The 17,895-nt window shown below is 68.2% G+C and carries 14 protein-coding genes; 5 read left to right on the plus strand and 9 right to left on the minus strand.

The window, feature by feature from the left end:
- Positions 1–13: 13 nt before the first annotated feature.
- The 9 genes from JHD77_RS27090 to tssB all read right to left on the minus strand — a co-directional run bounded on the left by JHD77_RS27090 (position 14) and on the right by tssB (position 10,096).
- Positions 14–1,081, minus strand: coding sequence for a M91 family zinc metallopeptidase (locus JHD77_RS27090; protein WP_003124577.1), 1,068 nt, complete (start codon positions 1,079–1,081; stop codon positions 14–16).
- A gap of 38 nt (positions 1,082–1,119) precedes the next feature.
- Entirely contained in the window at positions 1,120–1,653 is a 534-nt protein-coding gene (locus JHD77_RS27095) for a hypothetical protein (RefSeq protein WP_003089506.1), read from the minus strand.
- Positions 1,654–1,726: 73 nt separating this feature from the next.
- Positions 1,727–4,276, minus strand: coding sequence for a type VI secretion system ATPase TssH (gene tssH / locus JHD77_RS27100; protein ID WP_023116883.1), 2,550 nt, complete (start codon positions 4,274–4,276; stop codon positions 1,727–1,729).
- Position 4,277: 1 nt separating this feature from the next.
- Positions 4,278–5,294, minus strand: coding sequence for a type VI secretion system baseplate subunit TssG (tssG, locus tag JHD77_RS27105; protein WP_031755551.1), 1,017 nt, complete (start codon positions 5,292–5,294; stop codon positions 4,278–4,280).
- On the minus strand, positions 5,258–7,051 hold the full coding sequence (gene tssF / locus JHD77_RS27110) for a type VI secretion system baseplate subunit TssF (protein WP_191519444.1): 1,794 nt from the start codon (positions 7,049–7,051) through the stop codon (positions 5,258–5,260). Before tssF ends, tssG begins: the two co-directional genes overlap by 37 nt.
- Positions 7,035–7,460: a type VI secretion system baseplate subunit TssE gene (tssE, locus tag JHD77_RS27115; protein WP_003122696.1), complete on the minus strand. Its 426-nt coding sequence runs from the start codon at positions 7,458–7,460 to the stop codon at positions 7,035–7,037. Before tssE ends, tssF begins: the two co-directional genes overlap by 17 nt.
- A gap of 12 nt (positions 7,461–7,472) precedes the next feature.
- On the minus strand, positions 7,473–7,970 hold the full coding sequence (locus JHD77_RS27120) for an Hcp family type VI secretion system effector (protein WP_003089495.1): 498 nt from the start codon (positions 7,968–7,970) through the stop codon (positions 7,473–7,475).
- A 73-nt stretch (positions 7,971–8,043) separates the two neighbouring features.
- Positions 8,044–9,528, minus strand: a complete 1,485-nt coding sequence (gene tssC, locus JHD77_RS27125; RefSeq protein WP_003089494.1) for a type VI secretion system contractile sheath large subunit — start codon at positions 9,526–9,528, stop codon at positions 8,044–8,046.
- 22 nt (positions 9,529–9,550) lie between these two features.
- Entirely contained in the window at positions 9,551–10,096 is a 546-nt protein-coding gene (tssB, locus tag JHD77_RS27130; protein ID WP_003089493.1) for a type VI secretion system contractile sheath small subunit, read from the minus strand.
- Positions 10,097–10,304: 208 nt separating this feature from the next.
- Here tssB and JHD77_RS27135 point away from each other — a divergent pair, with 208 nt between their 5' ends.
- Genes JHD77_RS27135 through tssA form a run of 5 tightly spaced genes read left to right on the plus strand, consistent with a single transcriptional unit; the run spans position 10,305 to position 17,857 of the window.
- The gene (locus JHD77_RS27135) at positions 10,305–10,781 is read left to right on the plus strand and encodes a hypothetical protein (protein WP_003124582.1); all 477 of its coding nucleotides are present in this window, start codon (positions 10,305–10,307) and stop codon (positions 10,779–10,781) included.
- Between the two features lie 59 nt (positions 10,782–10,840).
- Positions 10,841–12,172 carry a type VI secretion system baseplate subunit TssK gene (tssK, locus tag JHD77_RS27140; protein WP_003122697.1) on the plus strand — a complete coding sequence of 444 codons (1,332 nt, stop codon included), beginning with the start codon at positions 10,841–10,843 and terminating at the stop codon, positions 12,170–12,172.
- Positions 12,173–12,189: 17 nt separating this feature from the next.
- Positions 12,190–12,948 carry a DotU family type IV/VI secretion system protein gene (locus tag JHD77_RS27145; protein WP_031755548.1) on the plus strand — a complete coding sequence of 253 codons (759 nt, stop codon included), beginning with the start codon at positions 12,190–12,192 and terminating at the stop codon, positions 12,946–12,948.
- Entirely contained in the window at positions 12,945–16,760 is a 3,816-nt protein-coding gene (locus JHD77_RS27150; RefSeq protein WP_031755547.1) for a type VI secretion system protein, read from the plus strand. Before JHD77_RS27145 ends, JHD77_RS27150 begins: the two co-directional genes overlap by 4 nt.
- Entirely contained in the window at positions 16,757–17,857 is a 1,101-nt protein-coding gene (tssA, locus tag JHD77_RS27155; RefSeq protein WP_012614152.1) for a type VI secretion system protein TssA, read from the plus strand. Before JHD77_RS27150 ends, tssA begins: the two co-directional genes overlap by 4 nt.
- The last annotated feature ends 38 nt before the right edge of the window (positions 17,858–17,895 follow it).

Here is a 17,895-nt window from a genome sequence, read left to right on the forward strand (position 1 = left end):
ACAGCGGCGACGACTACATGTAACTGATGCGTTTGCCGATGGCCTTCCTGTTCTCTGGGTCGCTTCCGGGCACCTGCTGGCAGGCATAGCTCCACCATTCTTTGCGTAGGGCATTTTCCGATAATGGTGCTTCGTCCCAGGGGCCGAGGCCGACGCAGCGGTATTCGAACAGTACCGTGGAGTAGTGGTTGTCGTCGTAGCCGGGTTGTGCGCCTCGGCAACTGTAGTAGGCATGCAGCAGCTCATGAGCCAGGCCGATTGCCGGAGGACGTATCCGGTTCAGCGGGTTGGTCGCTGTGGGGTTCCATCTCACATGGGCGGAACAGCCAGCCGAAGGCGGCGAAACGTCCTTAAGGGCAACTATGGTCGCAAGCCGCGCATGGTTCTGCTGGGCATCGCTGAGGCGGTGGGGTAGCGGCTGTCCGGCAAGCCAGGCCGCCACTTCGTGGTTGGTGATGGCGATGTTGTGGGCGGAGATACCGAAATGTCCGCTGTAGCTCTGCTCATTGAAATAGCCTTCATTGCTGTCGCTCCAGCGGAAGTAGCGGTGGTCGAACAGCAGCATCCAGCGGTTGGCATACTGGCGGGCGCGCTCTAGATAGCCGTAAAGGCCACCACCGTTGCCCGGCACGCCGTCCAGGGCCCAATGCGGCGAACTGTTGATGACATAGGTCAGCCACTGGGTCTGCGCCTGCGGGGCGATGCCTGTCTGATTGAGCGCGATCTGGGTCTGGGGGCCGGGACCGGTTCCTACGATGATTTCTCTGGCGACCTGATTGAGCGCCATGGGCTGATTGGTGGACTGGACATTGTTGCCCAGCGACGAGGGGGTGATGTCGACGAAATTGTTCGTCGTGTAGAGGTTCCAGAGCAGCGATGCGCCCGTCGGCGTAGCGTTTATGTAGTTCAGCGCGCGATACACCTGTCCCTTGAAGGCGGAGGGATACGGGCTTTCCTCGTAGAAGCCGGTGGCTTCGTTGAGCACCTCCCAATCGCTGTCCTGGGTCAGCACGGCGATTCCGGGCGGGGTCGCATGATACAGGCCGTTCGTGGGGCGCCAGTATTCGATGGTTCGGGGCATGACGGCAGTCCTCGAAGGTGGGGCAGTTCGGCGGGAGTTCAGCGTCGGTAGAACACCAGCCCGGTGGGTGCGAAGAGGAAGATGGTGTTGTCGGGGGCGCCGTCGTAGCCGTCATCGCTGGAGACGACGATAGTATGTGGTCCGTTCTGGGCGAGCTGGCGGTAGCCGGCGCGGCAGCGCGTACAGGGTGCGACGCTCTGGCGCACGATGATGTTGCCAACGATGGCGTTGATGCGACCGACCAGGGCATCGTTGAACAGTGTGTTCTCGTAGCACACGGCGGAGCCGGCTTTCTGACCGACGAACTGGCTGGTGATGGTCAGAGACGCGCCACCGGGCACGTATTGGGCGATGTGGAAGGAAATACCGTCGGACACACCACCGCGCCTGGTCCTCGGGGCCTCGGTCAGACGTAGGGCGTCGGCAGCGTTCATCATGGCGGTCAGCGTCGCGCCGTTGGGCATTCCGGTCCTTCCACGTCGGTCGTGGTCGACGCCGGGACCGACCAGGGTCGGGATGTCTATGGCTTTTCCGGCTACCGTGTTTATTCCGCAAAGATCGTTCCAGTTCATGAATTCGTCCGCTGTTCTCTAGCCGATACGTTCTCCATCGGAAACGGGCGGATGCCGCGATGCCTCGGGACGCTCATTCGAGTACCCACTCCGCCAACTTCCCCGTCACCTGCGCCATCAGCACGTTCTCGATATCCCGCGCGCCCGCCGCGCTGCACTTGGCGAGCACGGCCTTGACGATGGCCGGGTCGAAGTCGAACTGTTTGCCGGTAGCGGCCTTGTAGCGTTCCCGCAGTTTTTCCAGCTTGGCCACGACGATGCCTTCCAGGGTGGCTTCCTCCAGCGGCCGGTAAGGCACCACGGTCATGCGCGCGAGGAACGCCGGGCGGAAGGTTTGCAGCAAGACTTTGCGCAGGCGCTCGTCGAAGGCCGGGGTGGCGACCTGTTCGGCCGGGCTGTCCAGCAGCAGTTCGGCGCCGACGTTGCTGGTGGCGAGGATCACGGTGTTCCTGAAGTCCACCACCAGGCCGGTGCCGTCTTCCATCACACCCTTGTCGAACACGTTGTAGAAGGCTTCCAGCACGTCCGGATGGGCTTTCTCGATCTCGTCCAGCAGCACCACCGAATAGGGCTTGCGGCGCACCGCTTCGGTGAGCACGCCGCCGCTGCCGTAGCCGACGTAGCCGGGCGGGGCGCCCTTGAGCTGGCTGACGGTGTGGGCCTCCTGGTACTCGGAGAGGTTGATGCTGATCAGGTTGCGTTCGCCGCCGTAGAGGGCGTCGGCCAGGGCGTAGGCGGTCTCGGTCTTGCCCACGCCGGTGGGGCCGGGCAGGAGGAATACGCCGACCGGCTTGGCCGGGTCGCTGAGTCCGGCGCGATAGGCCTGGATGCGCTGGGCGATGGCGCCCAGGGCGGCCTCCTGGCCCATCACCCGCTGGCCCATTCGTTGCGCCAGGGAACGGATGGCGTGGGCTTCGTCGGCGAGCATCTTGCCCACCGGGATGCCGGTCCAGCCGGCGATCACCGCGGCCACGGTACGCGAGTCCACCTGCTCGGGAACCAGCGGGTCGTCCTGGCGGATGGCTTCGAGGCCGGCCGCCAGGCGCGCCAGTTCGGCGGCCAGGTGGTCGATGCGACCGTCCAGTTCCTCGTCGGGCTTGGCCGCGTCGGCGCTTTCGCTGAGGGCCAGCAGTTCGCGGCGGATGTCGAGCAGTTCGCGCACCGCTTCGCGTTCCTCGTCCCAGCGGGTCTCCAGCTCGCGGATGGTCCGGCGGTTATCGCCCGACTCGCTTTCCAGGGCGGTGATACGCGCGCTGTGGTCGAGGCCGGTGGCCTGTTCCCGGCGCAGCCGCTGCAATTCCTCTTCCAGCGCCTGCTCGCGATGGCGCAGGCTTTCCAGCGGCGGCGGCACGTCGTGCTGGCCGAGGGCGACCCGCGCGCAGGCGGTGTCGAGCACGCTGATCGCCTTGTCCGGCAACTGGCGGCCGGAGATGTAGCGGTGCGACAGCTTCACCGCATCGACGATGGCCGCGTCCATGATCTGCACGCCGTGATGCAGTTCCAGCTTGCCGGCGACGCCGCGCAGCATCTCCACGGCGGTGGCCTCGTCCGGCTCCTCGACCTGGACCAACTGGAAGCGCCGGGTCAGCGCCGGGTCCTTCTCGAAGTATTTCTTGTATTCCAGCCAGGTGGTGGCCGCCAGGGTGCGCAACTCGCCGCGCGCCAGGGCCGGCTTGAGCAGGTTGGCGGCGTCGCTGCCGCCTTCCGCGCCGCCGGCGCCGATCAGCGTGTGCGCCTCGTCGATGAACAGGATGATCGGCTGCGCGCTGTTGCGCACGGCGTCGATCACGCCCTTGAGGCGCTGCTCGAACTCGCCCTTCATGCTGGCGCCGGCCTGCAACAGGCCGAGGTCGAGCACCCGCAGGATCACCTCCTGCAACGACGGCGGCACCTCGCCGGCGGCGATGCGCAGGGCCAGGCCCTCGACCACCGCGGTCTTGCCGACGCCCGGCGCGCCGACCAGGATCGGGTTGTTCTGCCGCCGGCGCAGGAGGATGTCGACACACTGGCGGATTTCCCCGTCGCGCCCGACTATGGGGTCGATGCGCCCGGCGCGGGCCTCGGCGGTGAGGTCCTGGGTGTACTGGTCGAGCAGCGGGTCCGGGGCGCTTTCCGGCTTGTCGCCGCCTGCCGCCGGGCGGTTCGGCGCGGGCGGCTGTTCGCGGGAGACCTGGATCCACTCCAGCAGGTTGGCCTGCAAGGCCTCGTGGGGAATCCGCAGTAGCGACGACGCGCTGTTCAGCAGCAGGGCGCGGCGCTCCTCGCGGTCGAGCAGGGCGAGCAGCAGCAGGCCGGAACGGATCTGCGCCTGGCCGAGCACGCTGGCGTGGACCACGGCGTCTTCGAGCAGGCCGATGGTGTGCGCGGACAGCGCCGGAGTGCGGGTATTGCCGGCCTTGAACAGCTCCAGCGACAGGTTGATCTCGGCGACCAGGGCGTCGCGCTCCAGGCCGAAGCGCGGCAGCAGGCAGGCGAAGTCGCCGCCGTCGATGTCCAGCAGCTCCAGCAGCAGGTGCTCGATCTCTACGTAATGATGGGTGCGTTGCAGGCAGCGTTGCGCGGCGCGCTCCAGGGCGCGGCGACAGTCAGGGTTGAGGCGGCCGATCAGGGCGGCGAGTTCCATTTCAGGCTACCTCCGGCTGCCGCAGGTCGAGATCGATGCGCTGCCGCTGGCCGTCTTCGACGCGCCGCAGGCCGGTGTTCCAGCTCAGCCTGGGCGGTGCACCGCGCTCCAGGCGCAGCGGCGCGCCGCCGCTCACCAGCAGGCTCAGGCGACAATCCAGGTCGGGGCCGAAGTACAGCGCGGCGAGGCTGGCCAGCTGGCCATGGGCGTCGCCGTCGGGGAAGAAGCGGGCGGCTTCGCGGGCATCCAGCGGACCGAGACTGAGGGCGATGCCGGCGTGCTCGTCCCAGGTGCGCGTGCCGGCTATGGCGTCGCGACCCAGGCGCAGGTTGCGTCCGCCGCGTTGCAGCCGGCTGCGGCTGGCCGCGGGGATTTCCTTCCAGGCGCCCTGGTAGGCGTCCAGCCGTGCCTCCACGCCGAAATGCTGGCGCACCAGGCCGGCGAAGCCGGCCAGGGAGCGACGCCCGCCGGCGAACAGCGCGGTGCGTGCCAGTACCGCGCTGTCCGGCAGCGCCAGGCGCTCTTGCAGGGCTTTCGGCAACAGGCCGCTGAGGGCGCGTAGCTGCGCCTGCACCGGGGTCGCCGCCGGCACCGCGAAACCGAGCGCCACGCGATGCTTGCGCAGCACCCGGTAGAGCAGGCTGAGCAGGCGGTGCTGGAACAGGTCGAGGAACTCGGCGGCGGCATGGTCCTTCTGCCGGGCGCGTTGTTGCAGCCATTCCTGGTAGGCATAGGGCAACGGGCCGTCGGGTCCGCCGAGGCCGAACACCGGGGTGGACAGCACCGGTTGCTGCGGGTCGTCGAGCAGGCTTTCCACCTCGCTCGAGGCGAACAGCGGCAACAGCGGCCCGCGCAGGCGCAGGGCCTCCGCCCGCGGCGCGTTGCCGGTGCCCAGCGGCAACGCCTGGGGACGCTCGCGTTCGAGCAGCAGCAGCGCCTGCAACAGTTCGAAGCGCTGCGGCGTGCGGCGCAGCCGCTGACTCAGAGGGAGAGCGGCGAGCCGGCCTGGGGTTGCCATGTCTTCACCTCCTTGTCGGCTTCCACCAGGACCGTGCGCACGAAGCGGTTGGCGGTGGCATACAGCGAGAAGAACTGCGCCAGCACGGCGGAGAACAGCACGCCGCTGGCGCCGACGAAGTGTTGCGGATCGAGTTGCAGGCGGATTTCCAGGCCATTGCGCCAGCCGCGCCAGGCATCCTCGCCGACGTGCGCCACCACCCGCTGGCAGTCGAGTTGCCTCAGCCCTTCTATCTGCCGGCGGGCGCTGGCATCGTCGCGCAGGTTGTGCAGGGCGAGGATTTCCCGCAGGGCTTCGAGGGCGCGCGGACCTTCCACCAGCGAGAGGTGGTTGAGGGTCAGCTGCGAGACCAGTCTCCAGCGCGACTGGCCGTCCAGGCGCGGCTGGCTCTGCGCGCTGGGCGCGTTGCGCAGGCGTGCGGCGGCGACCGGCCCGGGCCGTTCGAAGCCCAGCGCGGTGCCGGCACCCAGGCGCTCGGCCAGATAGCGATTGGTGCATAGCAGCTCGGCGGTCAGGCTGAAGGCCGGGGTCTCGCGCAACGGGTCGAAGCCGGTATCCACCAGGCTCAGCAGCAGATCGCTGCCCAGCCGGTTCGGGGTCAGCCCGGCGATGCGCCGGGCGTGCCAGTAGAGCGTGCCGAGGTGGCTGTCGTGGCGGCAGCCATAGTAGGCCGGGACTGGCTGCACGGTGCTCCCGGCAACCGAGCGCACGGCGCGGATGCTATGGATTTCCACGCTGTTCTCGCGGTGACTGTCGGCGACCAGGCGGTACTCGCTGCGGGTGCCGTCCGGGCGCAGCGGCTCCGAGGTCCGCGGAAAGAGGTTGATCGCCGGCGCGCAGCCGAGCTGGAAGTCTTCCGCCTGCAAATGCAGGCGTGCCGTCGGTGCGCGATCGAAGACTAGGTACAGGTAGAGCGTCTGTCCGTCGGCGAGCGCGCCGGACAGTGGCAGGTCGAAGAAGTGGAACTTGTCGGGGAAGGCGAAGTACTCGGCGAGCAGGCGCAGGCCCGGATGTCCGCCGTCTTCCTCCGGCAGCAGCGCCTCGTCGGCGGCGAAGCCGACGATCTCCGGCAGTCCGCGGAGCGCCGCCGGCGGCGTGCCGGGCGCCCCCGCCATGACCTGCACGGTATGCGCGGCGAGCAGGTCGTAGAGGATCGCGCAGCCCATCGGCGAAGCCGCCAGGTGGATGCGCAGGCGCTCGATCGACAGTTCGTCCCAGCGGTACTCGCCCAGGCAGCGCAGGCTCAGGCGCAACGCCGAGCGGGCGGCGCCGACTCCGGTCAGGGCTTGCGCCTCCTCGCCGCCGAGCAGGTTCGCCTCGTCGATCGCCAGCGGCCACAGGGTCGCCTCGGCGCTGCTACGGAAATGCACGCTGTCGCCGCCACGGGTGGTGACGAACAGCGCGGTGTCGCGCGGCAGCCGGTAGCCCTCGGCGAGGCTGCCCTGGGTCGGGTCCGGTTCGAACTGGACGATCGCGCAGGACGGCAGCGGGCGCAGCGCCAGGGGGTAGAGCTGTTCGAGGAGGGCGTCGCTGAACTCTGCGTAGTCGTCGTCGAGGCGCCGTTGCAGGCGCGCGGTGAGCAGCGAGAAACCTTCCAGCAGACGCTCGACGTGCGGGTCGGGGCATTCGCCGGGAGCCAGTTGCAGGCGCCGGGCGACCTTCGGATAGCGCTCGGCGAAGGCGCCGCCGGCGTGCCGTAGCCAGGTCAGCTCGCGCTGGTAGTAGTCGAGCAGGTCGGCATCAATCGAATCGCTCATGGCGCACCTCAAGGCCATCGCTGCCCTGTTCGATGACGAATAGCGCAGGCGTCAGGCGCGACCCGCTGCGCAGGCTGCCGCCGAGCTGGATACGCAGGCGCTGCGGATTGCCCGGGTCAGGTTCGACCTCGACCTCGGCCAGTTGCAGGCGCGGCTCGAAATGCTCGACCGCCGCCCGCACCTCGCGCGCCAGCTGGCGCCGGTCCTCGGCGCGCAGGCGTTGCACGGCGGTCCAGTCGGCGAGCCCGTAGGCGAGGATGCCGCTGCGCGCATTCGCCGGGCGCCGTGTGTTGAGCAGGCGCAGCAGCTCGCCGCGGACCGACTCGGCCAGCGCCCGGTCGTCGAACGCGGGACGTTCGTCGGCCTCGGCGCTGAGGCGCTCGAACAGCGGCGGCAGGGCTCCGGACATGTCGGCGCCCGGTCACTTGACCAGCTGGTTGGCGGCCAGGTCCCAGGTCGAGGCGGCCGTGCCTTCCTTGGTGCCGTCGTCCTTCTGCGCGGTCAGCTCCCACTTGATCTTGGTGAAGTTCAGCGACAGGGTCTCCACCGGCTTGCCGCCGGCGCCGCCGCTGACGCTGACGTTGGAGAGCACCACGTTGTTCAGGGTGTAGACGATGAAGGGCATGATCTGCCCGTTGCCCTCGGCGGCGTTGCGGCCGATGGTGATGGTCGCCTCGGCGATCGGCTTGCCGGCGCAGCAATACTCGTTGAGGGTCGGGGTCGAGGTGTCGATGAACTTGGTGAGGGTGAATTCGCCGACGTGGGGTTTGCCGGAGGTGCGCTCCGAGTTGCTGACGTCGTTGGTGACCTGCATCGCCACGTTGTGGCTGTAGGACATGATTTCGATCTTGTTTTCGTAGCCGACGAGCAGGCTGTCGCCTTTGATGTCGCTGCCGAAATCGAGAATGATCGCATCCATCGCATCTGACTCCTGGAGAGGGGCTGTCTGGAACGGGAAGGGCGCCCCGCCGGCGCTGCCGGCGGGGGCGGACTCACGCCGCTACCGGCGGCGGCAGGTTGGCGACCAGGCGGATCGACGCGCTGAGTTCCTCGAGCTGGAAGTGCGGCCGGAGGAACACCGTGGCGCGGTAGGCCCCCGGTTTGCCGGCCACCTCGCTGACATCCACCCGCGCCTCGCGCAGCGGGTACTGCGCCTTGATTTCCTGCGGTGCGTTGTCGTTGATCAGCACGTAGTCGGCGATCCAGTTGTTCAGGTAGGTCTGCACGTTGTCGCGGGTCATGAAGCTGCCGACCTTGTCGCGCATGATCACCTTCAGGTAGTGGGCGAAGCGCGATGCCGCCAGCACGTACGGCAGCATCGCCGACAGGCGCGCGTTGGCGTTGGCCTCGTTGGTGTTGTAGAGCCTGGCCTTGTTGGTGGTCTGGCCGCCGAAGAACACCGCCACGTCGCTGTTCTTCTTGTGGCACAGGGAAATGAAGCCGAGATCGTTGAGTTCCTTCTCGCGGCGGTCGGTGATCGCCACCTCGGTCGGGCACTTCAGCGACAGGTCGCCGGAGCTGGTGCGGAACGTGTGCGCCGGCAGGCCCTCGACCGCGCCGCCGCCTTCCGCGCCGCGGATCGCCGCGCACCAGCCGTACTTGGCGAAGGCCTCGGTGATGCGCTGCGCCAGGACCCAGGCGGCGTTGCCCCAGAGGTACTTGGAGTGGTCGGTGCCGTTGACGTCCTCGACATAGTTCATGCCTTCCACCGGGCGCGTCTCCGGGCCGTAGGGCAGGCGCAGGAGGAAGTTCGGCAGCACCAGGGACACGTAGCGCGAATCCTCGCTCTCGCGGAAGGCGCGCCACTTGATCAGCTCCAGGCTCTCGAAGATCTTGGTCAGGTCGCGCGGTACGGCCAGTTCGGTGAAGCTGTTCATGTCGAACAGGCGTGGGCTGGCGGCGGCGATGAACGGCGCGTGGGCAGCCGCGGCGACGTTCGACAGCTTCTCCAGCAGGCCGATGTCCTGCGGATGGCGACCGAAGGTGAAGTCGCCGATCAGCAGGCTGAAGGGGTGTCCGCCGAAGGTGCCGTATTCCTCTTCGTAGATCTTCTTGAACAGTGCGCTCTGGTCGAACTCGACCGCCTTCTCCAGGTCGTTCTGCAGTTCGTTCTTGCCGACGTTCAGCAGGCGCAGCTTGAGCCGCGCGCTGGTCTCGGTGTTGCTCACCAGTTGGTGCAGGCCGCGCCAGGAGGCTTCCAGCTTCTGCAACTCGGGGTGGTGGATGATCTGGTTGAGCTGGTCGCTGATCAGCGCATCGATCTGGCTGATGCGGTCGTTGATCATCGCCACGGTGTCCTTGTCGACGGCCATGCCCTCGTCGAGGACCTGGGTGGCGAATTCCGCGAGCATGTCGCGGGCATAGTCCTGCTGGCTGTCGTCGTGGGCCATGCGGCCCTTGGCGATGATCTCGTCGAGCAGGGACAGGGTCTGGGTCGAACTCTCGCCGGATTGTTCGGCGGCGGATGACTTGGGCATGGCGGCTTCTCCGGGAAGAGGGTCAGGCCGGCTGGTCGGCCGGGGGTTCGCTGTCGCCGGCCGGGGCCGCTTCGGCTTCCGGGCGGGCCGCTTTGATTTCCTGCAGGCCTTCGGTGTTGGCCACCACGTCCTGCAGTAACTGGTCGAGGTCGTCGTTGCCGTCGAGCTTGGTCAGCAGGTCGCGCAGGCGCTGGCGCGCCTCGAACAGGCGACGCAACGGGACCACCTGCTTCACCAGGTTGACCGGGTCGAAGTCCTCGATGTGGTTGAAGCGCAGCTCGACGTTCAGCTTGCTGTCGTCGCCGCTGATGGTGTTGTCGACCTGCAGGGTGGCGCGGGGAGAGATGGAGGAGAGGATCTCGTTGAAGTTGTCGCGGTCGATGTCGACGAAACGCCGTTCGACCAGCTTCGCCGGCGGGGTATCCGGCTTGCCGGAGAGGTCGGCGAGGATGCCGACCACCAGGGGCAGCTCCTTCTTCTCGATGGCGTTGCCGATCTCGACGTCGTAGGTGATCTGCACGCGCGGCGGGCGCACCCGGTCCAGCTTGTGCTGCGTACTCTCGGCCATGGCGGCTGACTCCGATGCAATGGTGGGGGAGCAATGCATCGGGGGGATGCCCTGATCATCGCAGTCCCTTGCTGGATCACAGGCATGACAGGGAAAACGGCGCAGAACCTGTCCTTGGCGATCCCTCTGGTCCGTCACTGGCGACGAACTACAAAAGACGCTAGAACAGGTCTATGGATTTGCAAAATAAAATTTTCATTGGACTCCCATGAAGCACGGATGTTTCACCATATGTCGGAAACTCTCCCTGGCGCTGGCGATCCTGGCGCTGGCCGGCTGCTCGTATTTCTTCGCGCCGCGGGTCGAGTTGCAGCGGCTGACCCTGGATGTCGCCGCGCGCGCCAACGACGACTCGCCGATCGCCGTGGATTTCGTCGCGGTGAAGGATGCGGAGCTGTTCAAGGAACTGGCCGGACTGCCGGCCAGCCAGTGGTTCGCCAATCGCGAGCAGTACCGCCGCGACTACCGGCAGCAGTTCGCGGTATGGAGCCTGGAGCTGGTCCCGGGGCAGTTCATCGAGTCGGAGTCCTTCCCCTTGCGCGGCGACCGCGCAACTGGACTTTTGGTCTTCGCCGGCTATAACACACCCGGCGCGCACCGCTTGCGCCTCGACCAGCAGCAGCGCGTCTGGCTGCGTCTGGATACCCGGGAAATGCGACTGGTCAACGATCCCGCCACGCGTTAGCGGAGGGGCAGGCGAGCGACCGTCGTGCACGACAACGTAGGACGTCGAAGGGGAGTCGTATGAGTGTTCTGCCTGACGCGGTGTGCTGGCACGAAGGGATGCAACTGCTTCCCCAGCATTTCCAGTTGCAGGGATTGCGTGCCGAGGCGCTGGCGGCGCGCATCGGACAGGCCTGCAACCCTTGGTTCTGGGGAGTGACCGCCCTGGAACTGGACCCCTCGGCGTTGTGCGCCGGCCAAGTGCGGGTCCTGCACCTCGAAGCGATCCTGCCCGACGGCCTGCCGGTGAGCGTGCAGGCTGGTGTCGACGCGCCGCTGGAGTTCGATCTGGAGACAGCGCTGGCGGCCGCCGAAGGGCCGCTGCTGAACGTCCACCTGGCGGTCAGTCCGCTGTGGCGGGCGGGTCAGTTGCTGCCGCTGAAGGGCCGTCTGCAATCGCGGGTCGGCGCGCCGCTGCCGGACCTGGCCAGCGGCGAGCACCCCGAGCCGATCACCGTCTGGCGAGCGTCGCTGCGGCTGGTCGGCGACGACGGCAAGGCCGACTCCGTGTGCCTGCCGTTGCTGCGCGTGGCGAAGGAGGGCGGCGCCTATGTCAGCCTGCCCTACGTCCCGCCGACGCCACTGATCCTGCCGGAGTCGCCCCTGGGCAGACGCGTGCAGTCGCTTTGCGCGCGGGCCCGGGAGAAGGCGCTGTTCCTCGGCGGGCGCCTGCGCCTGGCGCAGCAGGCGGGCAACCAGGACGACGCGGTGGAAATCCGTCGCCAGCTTGCCGCGCTCTGGACCCGCCTGCCGGAGGTCGAAGGCCTGCTGGCAAGCCGTGCGGCCTCGCCGCTGGCCCTGCACGGCAGCCTGCTGGGCCTGGCCGGTGCCTGGGCGGCGCTCGATCCGCTGGCCGGCGTGCCGGCCTTCGAAGCGCTCGACTTCCTCGACCTGCGGCGTGGCTACGAGCCGCTGTTGGACTGGTTGGAGCGCGCCATCGAGTCGATCCGCGCGGGCTACCGCTGCCTGCCGTTCGAGCAGGAGGAACAGGTATTTTCCGTGCGCCTGCCCGATCCGGCACCGCGTCAGCGCCTGGTGGTCGGCCTGCGGATGCCCGCCGGCGCCGGCGAACAGGCGGCGGCTGACTGGCTGGAGCGCGCCATCGTCGCCTCCGACCCGCACCTGCCGTTGCTCGCCCGGCAACGCATGAGCGGGCTGCCGCGGCAGCCGATGAATCGCCAGGAACAGGTGGCCTACAGCGTTGGCGACGACACCCGTTTGTTCGTCGTGCAGGGTGCCGGCGACTGGTTCGATGCCGGCCAGCCGCTGCGCATCGTCGCGCCGGTCAGCGGGGTCGCCAGCAGTCCCTGGCAGATCGTGCTGTTCGTCGCCGACGGCAGCGACAACACCTAGACAGGAAGGAGCCGCCAATGCCCGAAGGGAGTGCAGGGTCTTTTTCCCAGGCGTACCAGGAGCAGCCGCTCAGCACGGCATTCCGCCAGGCCTGGCAGGAATGGCTGGAGGCCTGGGGCGCCCTCGACCGGGACGCCCAGGATGTGCCACGGATGGTCGAGCGCGCCCTCGAACTGTCCACCCGCATCACCCGGCGTCTGTGGCGCAGCGCCTTCGCCAGCGTCGGCGACGCGGCGGGCGTGCAGGTCAAGGCGATGGTCTATGCCTTCGTCGCCCTGGTCGACGAGACCCTGGTCTTCAGCGCCTGGCCGGGGCAGGGCGCCTGGCAGGACAAACCGCTGGAGTCGCATCTCTACGGCAGTCGCCAGGCGGGCGAATACCTGCCGCTGGCGATCAAGCGCCTGCTCGACGAACGCGCCCCGGCCAGTCGCGACCTGGCCAACGTCTACCTGCAATGCCTGATCCTCGGCTTCCGCGGTCGCCTGCGCGGGCCGCGCGGCGAGGCGCTGCACGAGAAGTGGCGGCAGGCGTTGTTCGCCTTCGCCTGGCAGCGCGAGGCGGACGCCGCCGACCTCGGCCGTCGCCTTGAGCAGCCCGCCGCTGCGCCGCCACGGCGTCTGCCGGTGCGCGCAGCGCTGCCGGACGGCTTCCGCCTGGGCCTGGCGATGCTCGGGCTGGTGCTGTTGATGAGCGGTATCGGACACCTGTTCTGGCGCGACATCCAGCACGAAATGGCGGCGGTGACCCACCTGGCCGATGCGGAGCAGGCGCCATGAGCGGCGCGACCCTGTTCATGCTGGTTCTCCTCCTGGTGCTGCTGGCGCTGCTGCTGGGGGCGCTGGGCTGGTGGTGGCGAACCCGCGGTGGTACGGAGATCCGCAGCTTCTACGCGGCGGTCCGGCAGATGGAGCGCGAGCAGGGCTGGCAGGGCCGCTACGAAGCGCCGTGGCTGCTGATGCTCGGCAACGAGACCGAGGGCGAGCAGTTGTGCTCCACCTGGCGTCTGCTGCCGGTGGCGCGCCCGGCCTGGTTCGGCCGCTGGTGGTCGGACGGCGAGGGGGCGATCCTGCTGGTGCCCGAGTCGGTGTTCCTGCCCGACGAGGGCCTGCGCCGGCAAAGCGGCGCCTGGCTGCGCCTGTTGCGTCTGTTCCTGCGCCTGCGTGGCAGGCGCGCGCTGGACGGAGTGGTCTGGAACATTCCGCTGGCGCGGCTGCAGGATGGCGAGCAGGCGGCCAACCTCGGCCTCGCCGCGCGCCGTCGCTACGTGGAACTGACCCAGCGCCTTGGCCTGAGCCTGCCGGTTTACGTGGTGATCACTGGCATGGAAGACCTGCCTGGCTTCCAGGAACTTCTCGCGGCGCTGCCCGAGGAGGCGCGCGAGCGCGCCCTCGGCTGGTCCTCGCCGTTCGCCGCCGAAGCGGCCTGGCAGTCGCGCTGGTGCGAGCAGGCGCTGGAGGAAATCACCGCCACCCTGACCGAGTCGATCGTCGAACTCGGTACCTTGCGCGGCCAGGTGGACAATGAGCTGTATTGCCTGCCGCCACGCCTGGAAAGCCTCCGCGGTTCGTTGCAGGCGCTGCTCGAACCGGTCTTCCAGGGCAACGCCAGGGGCGAGGCGCCGCGCTTTCGCGGTCTCTACCTGAGCGGCAGCGAGGCGGCGGGCGCGGCAGCCGACGAAGTCCTGCCGGCGGTCGACGCGCCGCGTCGGCGCAGCAGCTTCGCCAGCCAACTGTGGGCACGGCGGATCCTTGCCGAGGAAGGCCTGGCCCAGGCGGTGCCGCGCATCCTCCAGCTGCGCCAGCGCTGGCAGCGCGGGATCGGCCTCGCCGCGTTGTGCCTGTGCCTGCTCTGGGGCGGCCTGATGACCTGGGTCTGGCGCGACGCGCTGCGCGACGCCGGTGAACTGTCGCAACTGCTGCATGGCGCCAGTGAGCGCTACCAGCCGCTCGACGACGACACTCGGCGCGCCGCCCAGGTCCGGCAGAACGTCCAGGCCTGGTGGCAACTGGTGTCACAGGCGCCGCGCTGGCGCTTCACTTCGCTGGCGTTTCCCAGTTCCTGGTTTTCCTCCCTGGATGCACGTATCGACAACGCGTATCGCCGCGTTTCCGAGCGCCTGCTGGTGCGACCGCTGCGCAGCCTGCTGGAAGGCGAGGCGAGCGACCTGCGGGCGATCCGCAGCGATGGCCAACCCGGCCTGAAGGAGGGCGACGACCCCAGCCAGTGGAAGGACTACCTGGCGGCGAAGGACCTGGTCGCCCGCGCCACTACGCTGGAGCGCCACAATCGCTTGTTCGCCCAGGCCATCGACAACCGCAGGACGCCGCTCGACGACCTTCTGCAACTGAGTAACGATGCCTTGGGCAGCAGCTACAACGCCGGCAGCCTGGCGCGCCTGGCCTATTACAACCGCACGCTGTTCGCCGAGCGTCCGGCCGATCTCGCCGCCCTCGACCTGGGCCGGGTCGCCGCCACGGCGGCGGATAACTTCCATGACCTGATGGCACGCTGGCTGAACGCCTACTTCCTCACCGACAGCCTGGAACGCACCGGCAATGCCCTGACCCAGGAACTCGCGCAGCTCGGCCAGGAACGAGACGCCACGGCGGCCCAGTTGCTGGGGATCGGCGAATTGATCAACCACCTGCAGCAACAGGTCAACCGCATCAACCTGATCTGGGGCAATGGCGTCGGCCAGGATCTCGTCCCTGGCTACCAGAACCTGCTCAAGAGCGCCCAGCAAAGCAGCTTGCTGGGAAACCGCGTGGAGGAACTGCAGAACCTCACCGTGCAGTTGCAGCAGCAGTTTCGCAGCGAATGGATCGCGCCTCCGGAGGCTGCCGGTGACGGCCTGCTGGTGAAACAGGGGGCGACGCTCAAGCTGGCCGATGACCTGCTCGGTCTGAAACGCGCCATCGATGACCTGAAGACCAAGGACTTCGTCTCCGTGGCCCTGGCGGACAAGACACTGGCGGACCACTCCTTGCTGAGCATCGACGATATCGGCGTGACTCAGGCGTTGAGCTTCTTCAACGACTTCACCGGCTACTACGAGAGCACCCTGCCATCGCTCAACCCGCGCTATCGCTATTCGGTCCTGCACGCCGCCGCCAGCGCGGCGACCGAGGCCATGTGGCAAAGCCTCGGGCCGCGCAGTCGTAGCCTGGCCAGTCGCAATGCCTCGCGTTTCGACGTGCAGGTCAAGCAGGTCCAGGTGTTGCAGGCGGCGCTGCTGGAGTTGCAGGACCTGCAGGCCGGCGCGCGCCTGCTGCTCAGCCTCAACGCGCTGGCCGTGGCCGATATCGGCCAGGCCCTGCGCGACATCGACGAGCAGGCGGTGCTGCGCGAGCCGGTCGATTTCAGCCGCTGGTCGGGCGCGCCGAATTTCGGCCTGCAGATGTTCCGCGCCCAGGACAGTGCCGAGCTGAAGCAAAGCCTGAACAGCCAGTTCAATGCCATGGCGGCCGTCGCCGAACGCCACGCCCCGGCGCTGGAGTGGTTGCAGGCGCAGCAATCCAGCCTGGCCACCGCCGACTACAACGCGTTCGTGCGCTTCAGCGCGCTCAACGCCGAACTGCGGAAATTCAAGGCCGACAACCCGGCGAGCACCGCGGCGCAGTTGGCGAAGCTGGTGGGTAACGATTTCAACCAGATGGACATCGGCAGTTGCGCCGACATTCTCAACGGCGTGCTCCTGCCGTCCAGCCGCAGCGACCTGGCGACGCGCCTGGTGGACCTGCGCCAGGGCGCGCTCGGGCGCTGCCAGTCGTTGCAACAGCAGCAGGCGGCGCAGGCCTGGAAGGACCTCGCCGACTACTTCAACCAGTACCTCGCCGGACGCTTCCCGTTCGCCTACAGCCTGGAAGCGGCCGATGCCGAGCCGGGGCGGGTGCGGCACCTGCTGCAACTGATGGAGACGCGCTTGCCGCAGGTGCGCGAAGGGCTGGCCCAGGTTCGCTCGCCGGACCTGCCGGCCGCCGAGGACTTCGTCCGCCGCCTGGAGCAGGCGCAGCGCTGGCTCGGCCCGCTGTTCGAGCGCGACAAGTCGGGCCTGCTCGGCGTCGCCCTGGACATCGACTGGCGCAGCGACCGCAGCCTGGAACGCGGCGCCGACCAGGTGATCGCCTGGAGCCTGTACTCGGGCGACCAGGAAAGCCGTTTCCCCGGCGCGCAGGACAAGGGCCTGACCTGGAATGTCGGCGATCCGCTGAAAATCATGCTGCGCTGGGCGAAGAACGGCTCGCAGCGTCCGGCAGACGACCCGCGCCAGGCCAGCCTGGCGGTGGCCGACCTCGAGGCCGGCTGGAGCTACCAGGGCTCCTGGGCGCTGTTGCGCATGATGCGCGCGCACTTCTCCCGGCAGCGCCCGCCGAACGTCGACTACACGGAGTTTCCGCTGGTCCTGCAACTGCCGGTGTATGCGCCTTACAGCCCGGAAAACGAGGCGCGGATGTTCCTCCGCCTGTCGTTGATGAGCCTGGGCGGCAAGACCCCGCTGTCCATCCAGCCGCTGCCGGTGCGCGCGCCGCAATCGCCGTTCGCGACGCTGTTGCCGGCCACCGTCGCCAGCACCGGAGGTACCCCATGACCCTGCCTCTTTCCGGCAACGCCCTGTCCCTGGAAGTGCTGCTCGAACCGATCGACCCCGGACAGCCGTGCGGCCCCAGCCTGCGCTACGACCCGGACTACGACCGCCTGCGCGAGTTGCGCCGGGAGGATGACAGCAGCCTGCCGACCGGCGTCTGGCAAGCGGAGGCCAAGCGCGCCGACTGGGCCGCGGTGGAGCAGTTGGCCAGCGAACTGTTGCAGCGGCGCAGCAAGGACCTGATGCTCGCCGCCTGGCTCGGCGAGGCCTGGCTGCAACGCGGCGGGCTGGGCGGATTGCAGCGCGCGCTGGTGCTGCTGGCGGAACTCTGCGAGCGCTACCCCGAGGAGGTGCATCCGCAAGCCCAGGACGGCGACCAGTCGTGGCGGGTGCCGCCCATCGACTGGCTGTTGCGCCGCTATGCCGAGCTGCTGCACACGCGCCTGCCGCTGATGGGGCAGGGCGCGTTCGCCGAGATCACCCTCTATGCCTGGCAGAGGTTGCAGCGCCAGCAGGTCGCCAGCGGCGACAGCAAGAGCGCCAAGGCGGCGCTGGAAGCGGCGCAACTTCAGCAGAAGAAGCTAGACGAAGCGTTGCGCGCGGAGCCCCTGGTGCAATGGCAGCGCAAGCAGGCCAGCCTGCTCGCCTGCCAGCAGCAACTACTGCGCCTGGAACAGTGGTGCGACCGCTGCCTGGGCGAACTCGCCCCCAGTTGCCAGCCATTGCGCGAGGTCATCGCGCAATGGCTGGCCTTGCTCAAGGAGTTCATCGCCATGCACCCGCAAGCGCCGCTGTCCGAAGAACAGCCCCCGGTCGCGGAGGCGGATGCCAGCGAAGGCGACGCGGACGGCGAGGAAAGCGTCCCGGCGAGCGCGCCGAGCGGGCCGGCTGGCGGGCCGACCAGTCGCGAGGACGCCTACCGGCAATTGCTGCTGATCGCTGACTACCTGGCGCGCACCGAGCCGCACAGCCCGGTTCCCTACCTGATCAAGCGCGCGGTGGAGTGGGGCAACAAGCCGCTGAGCGAGTTGCTGGCGGAGCTGATCAATGCGGACTCGGAGGCGCGCCGAGTCTGGTCGCTGCTTGGCGTACTGCCCTAATGAGCGGGGTTATATTTTTTATTCGAATATATAAATAC

The sequence above is a fragment of the Pseudomonas sp. P20 genome, from assembly GCF_016463925.1.
Taxonomy (GTDB): Bacteria; Pseudomonadota; Gammaproteobacteria; order Pseudomonadales; family Pseudomonadaceae; genus Pseudomonas; species Pseudomonas aeruginosa.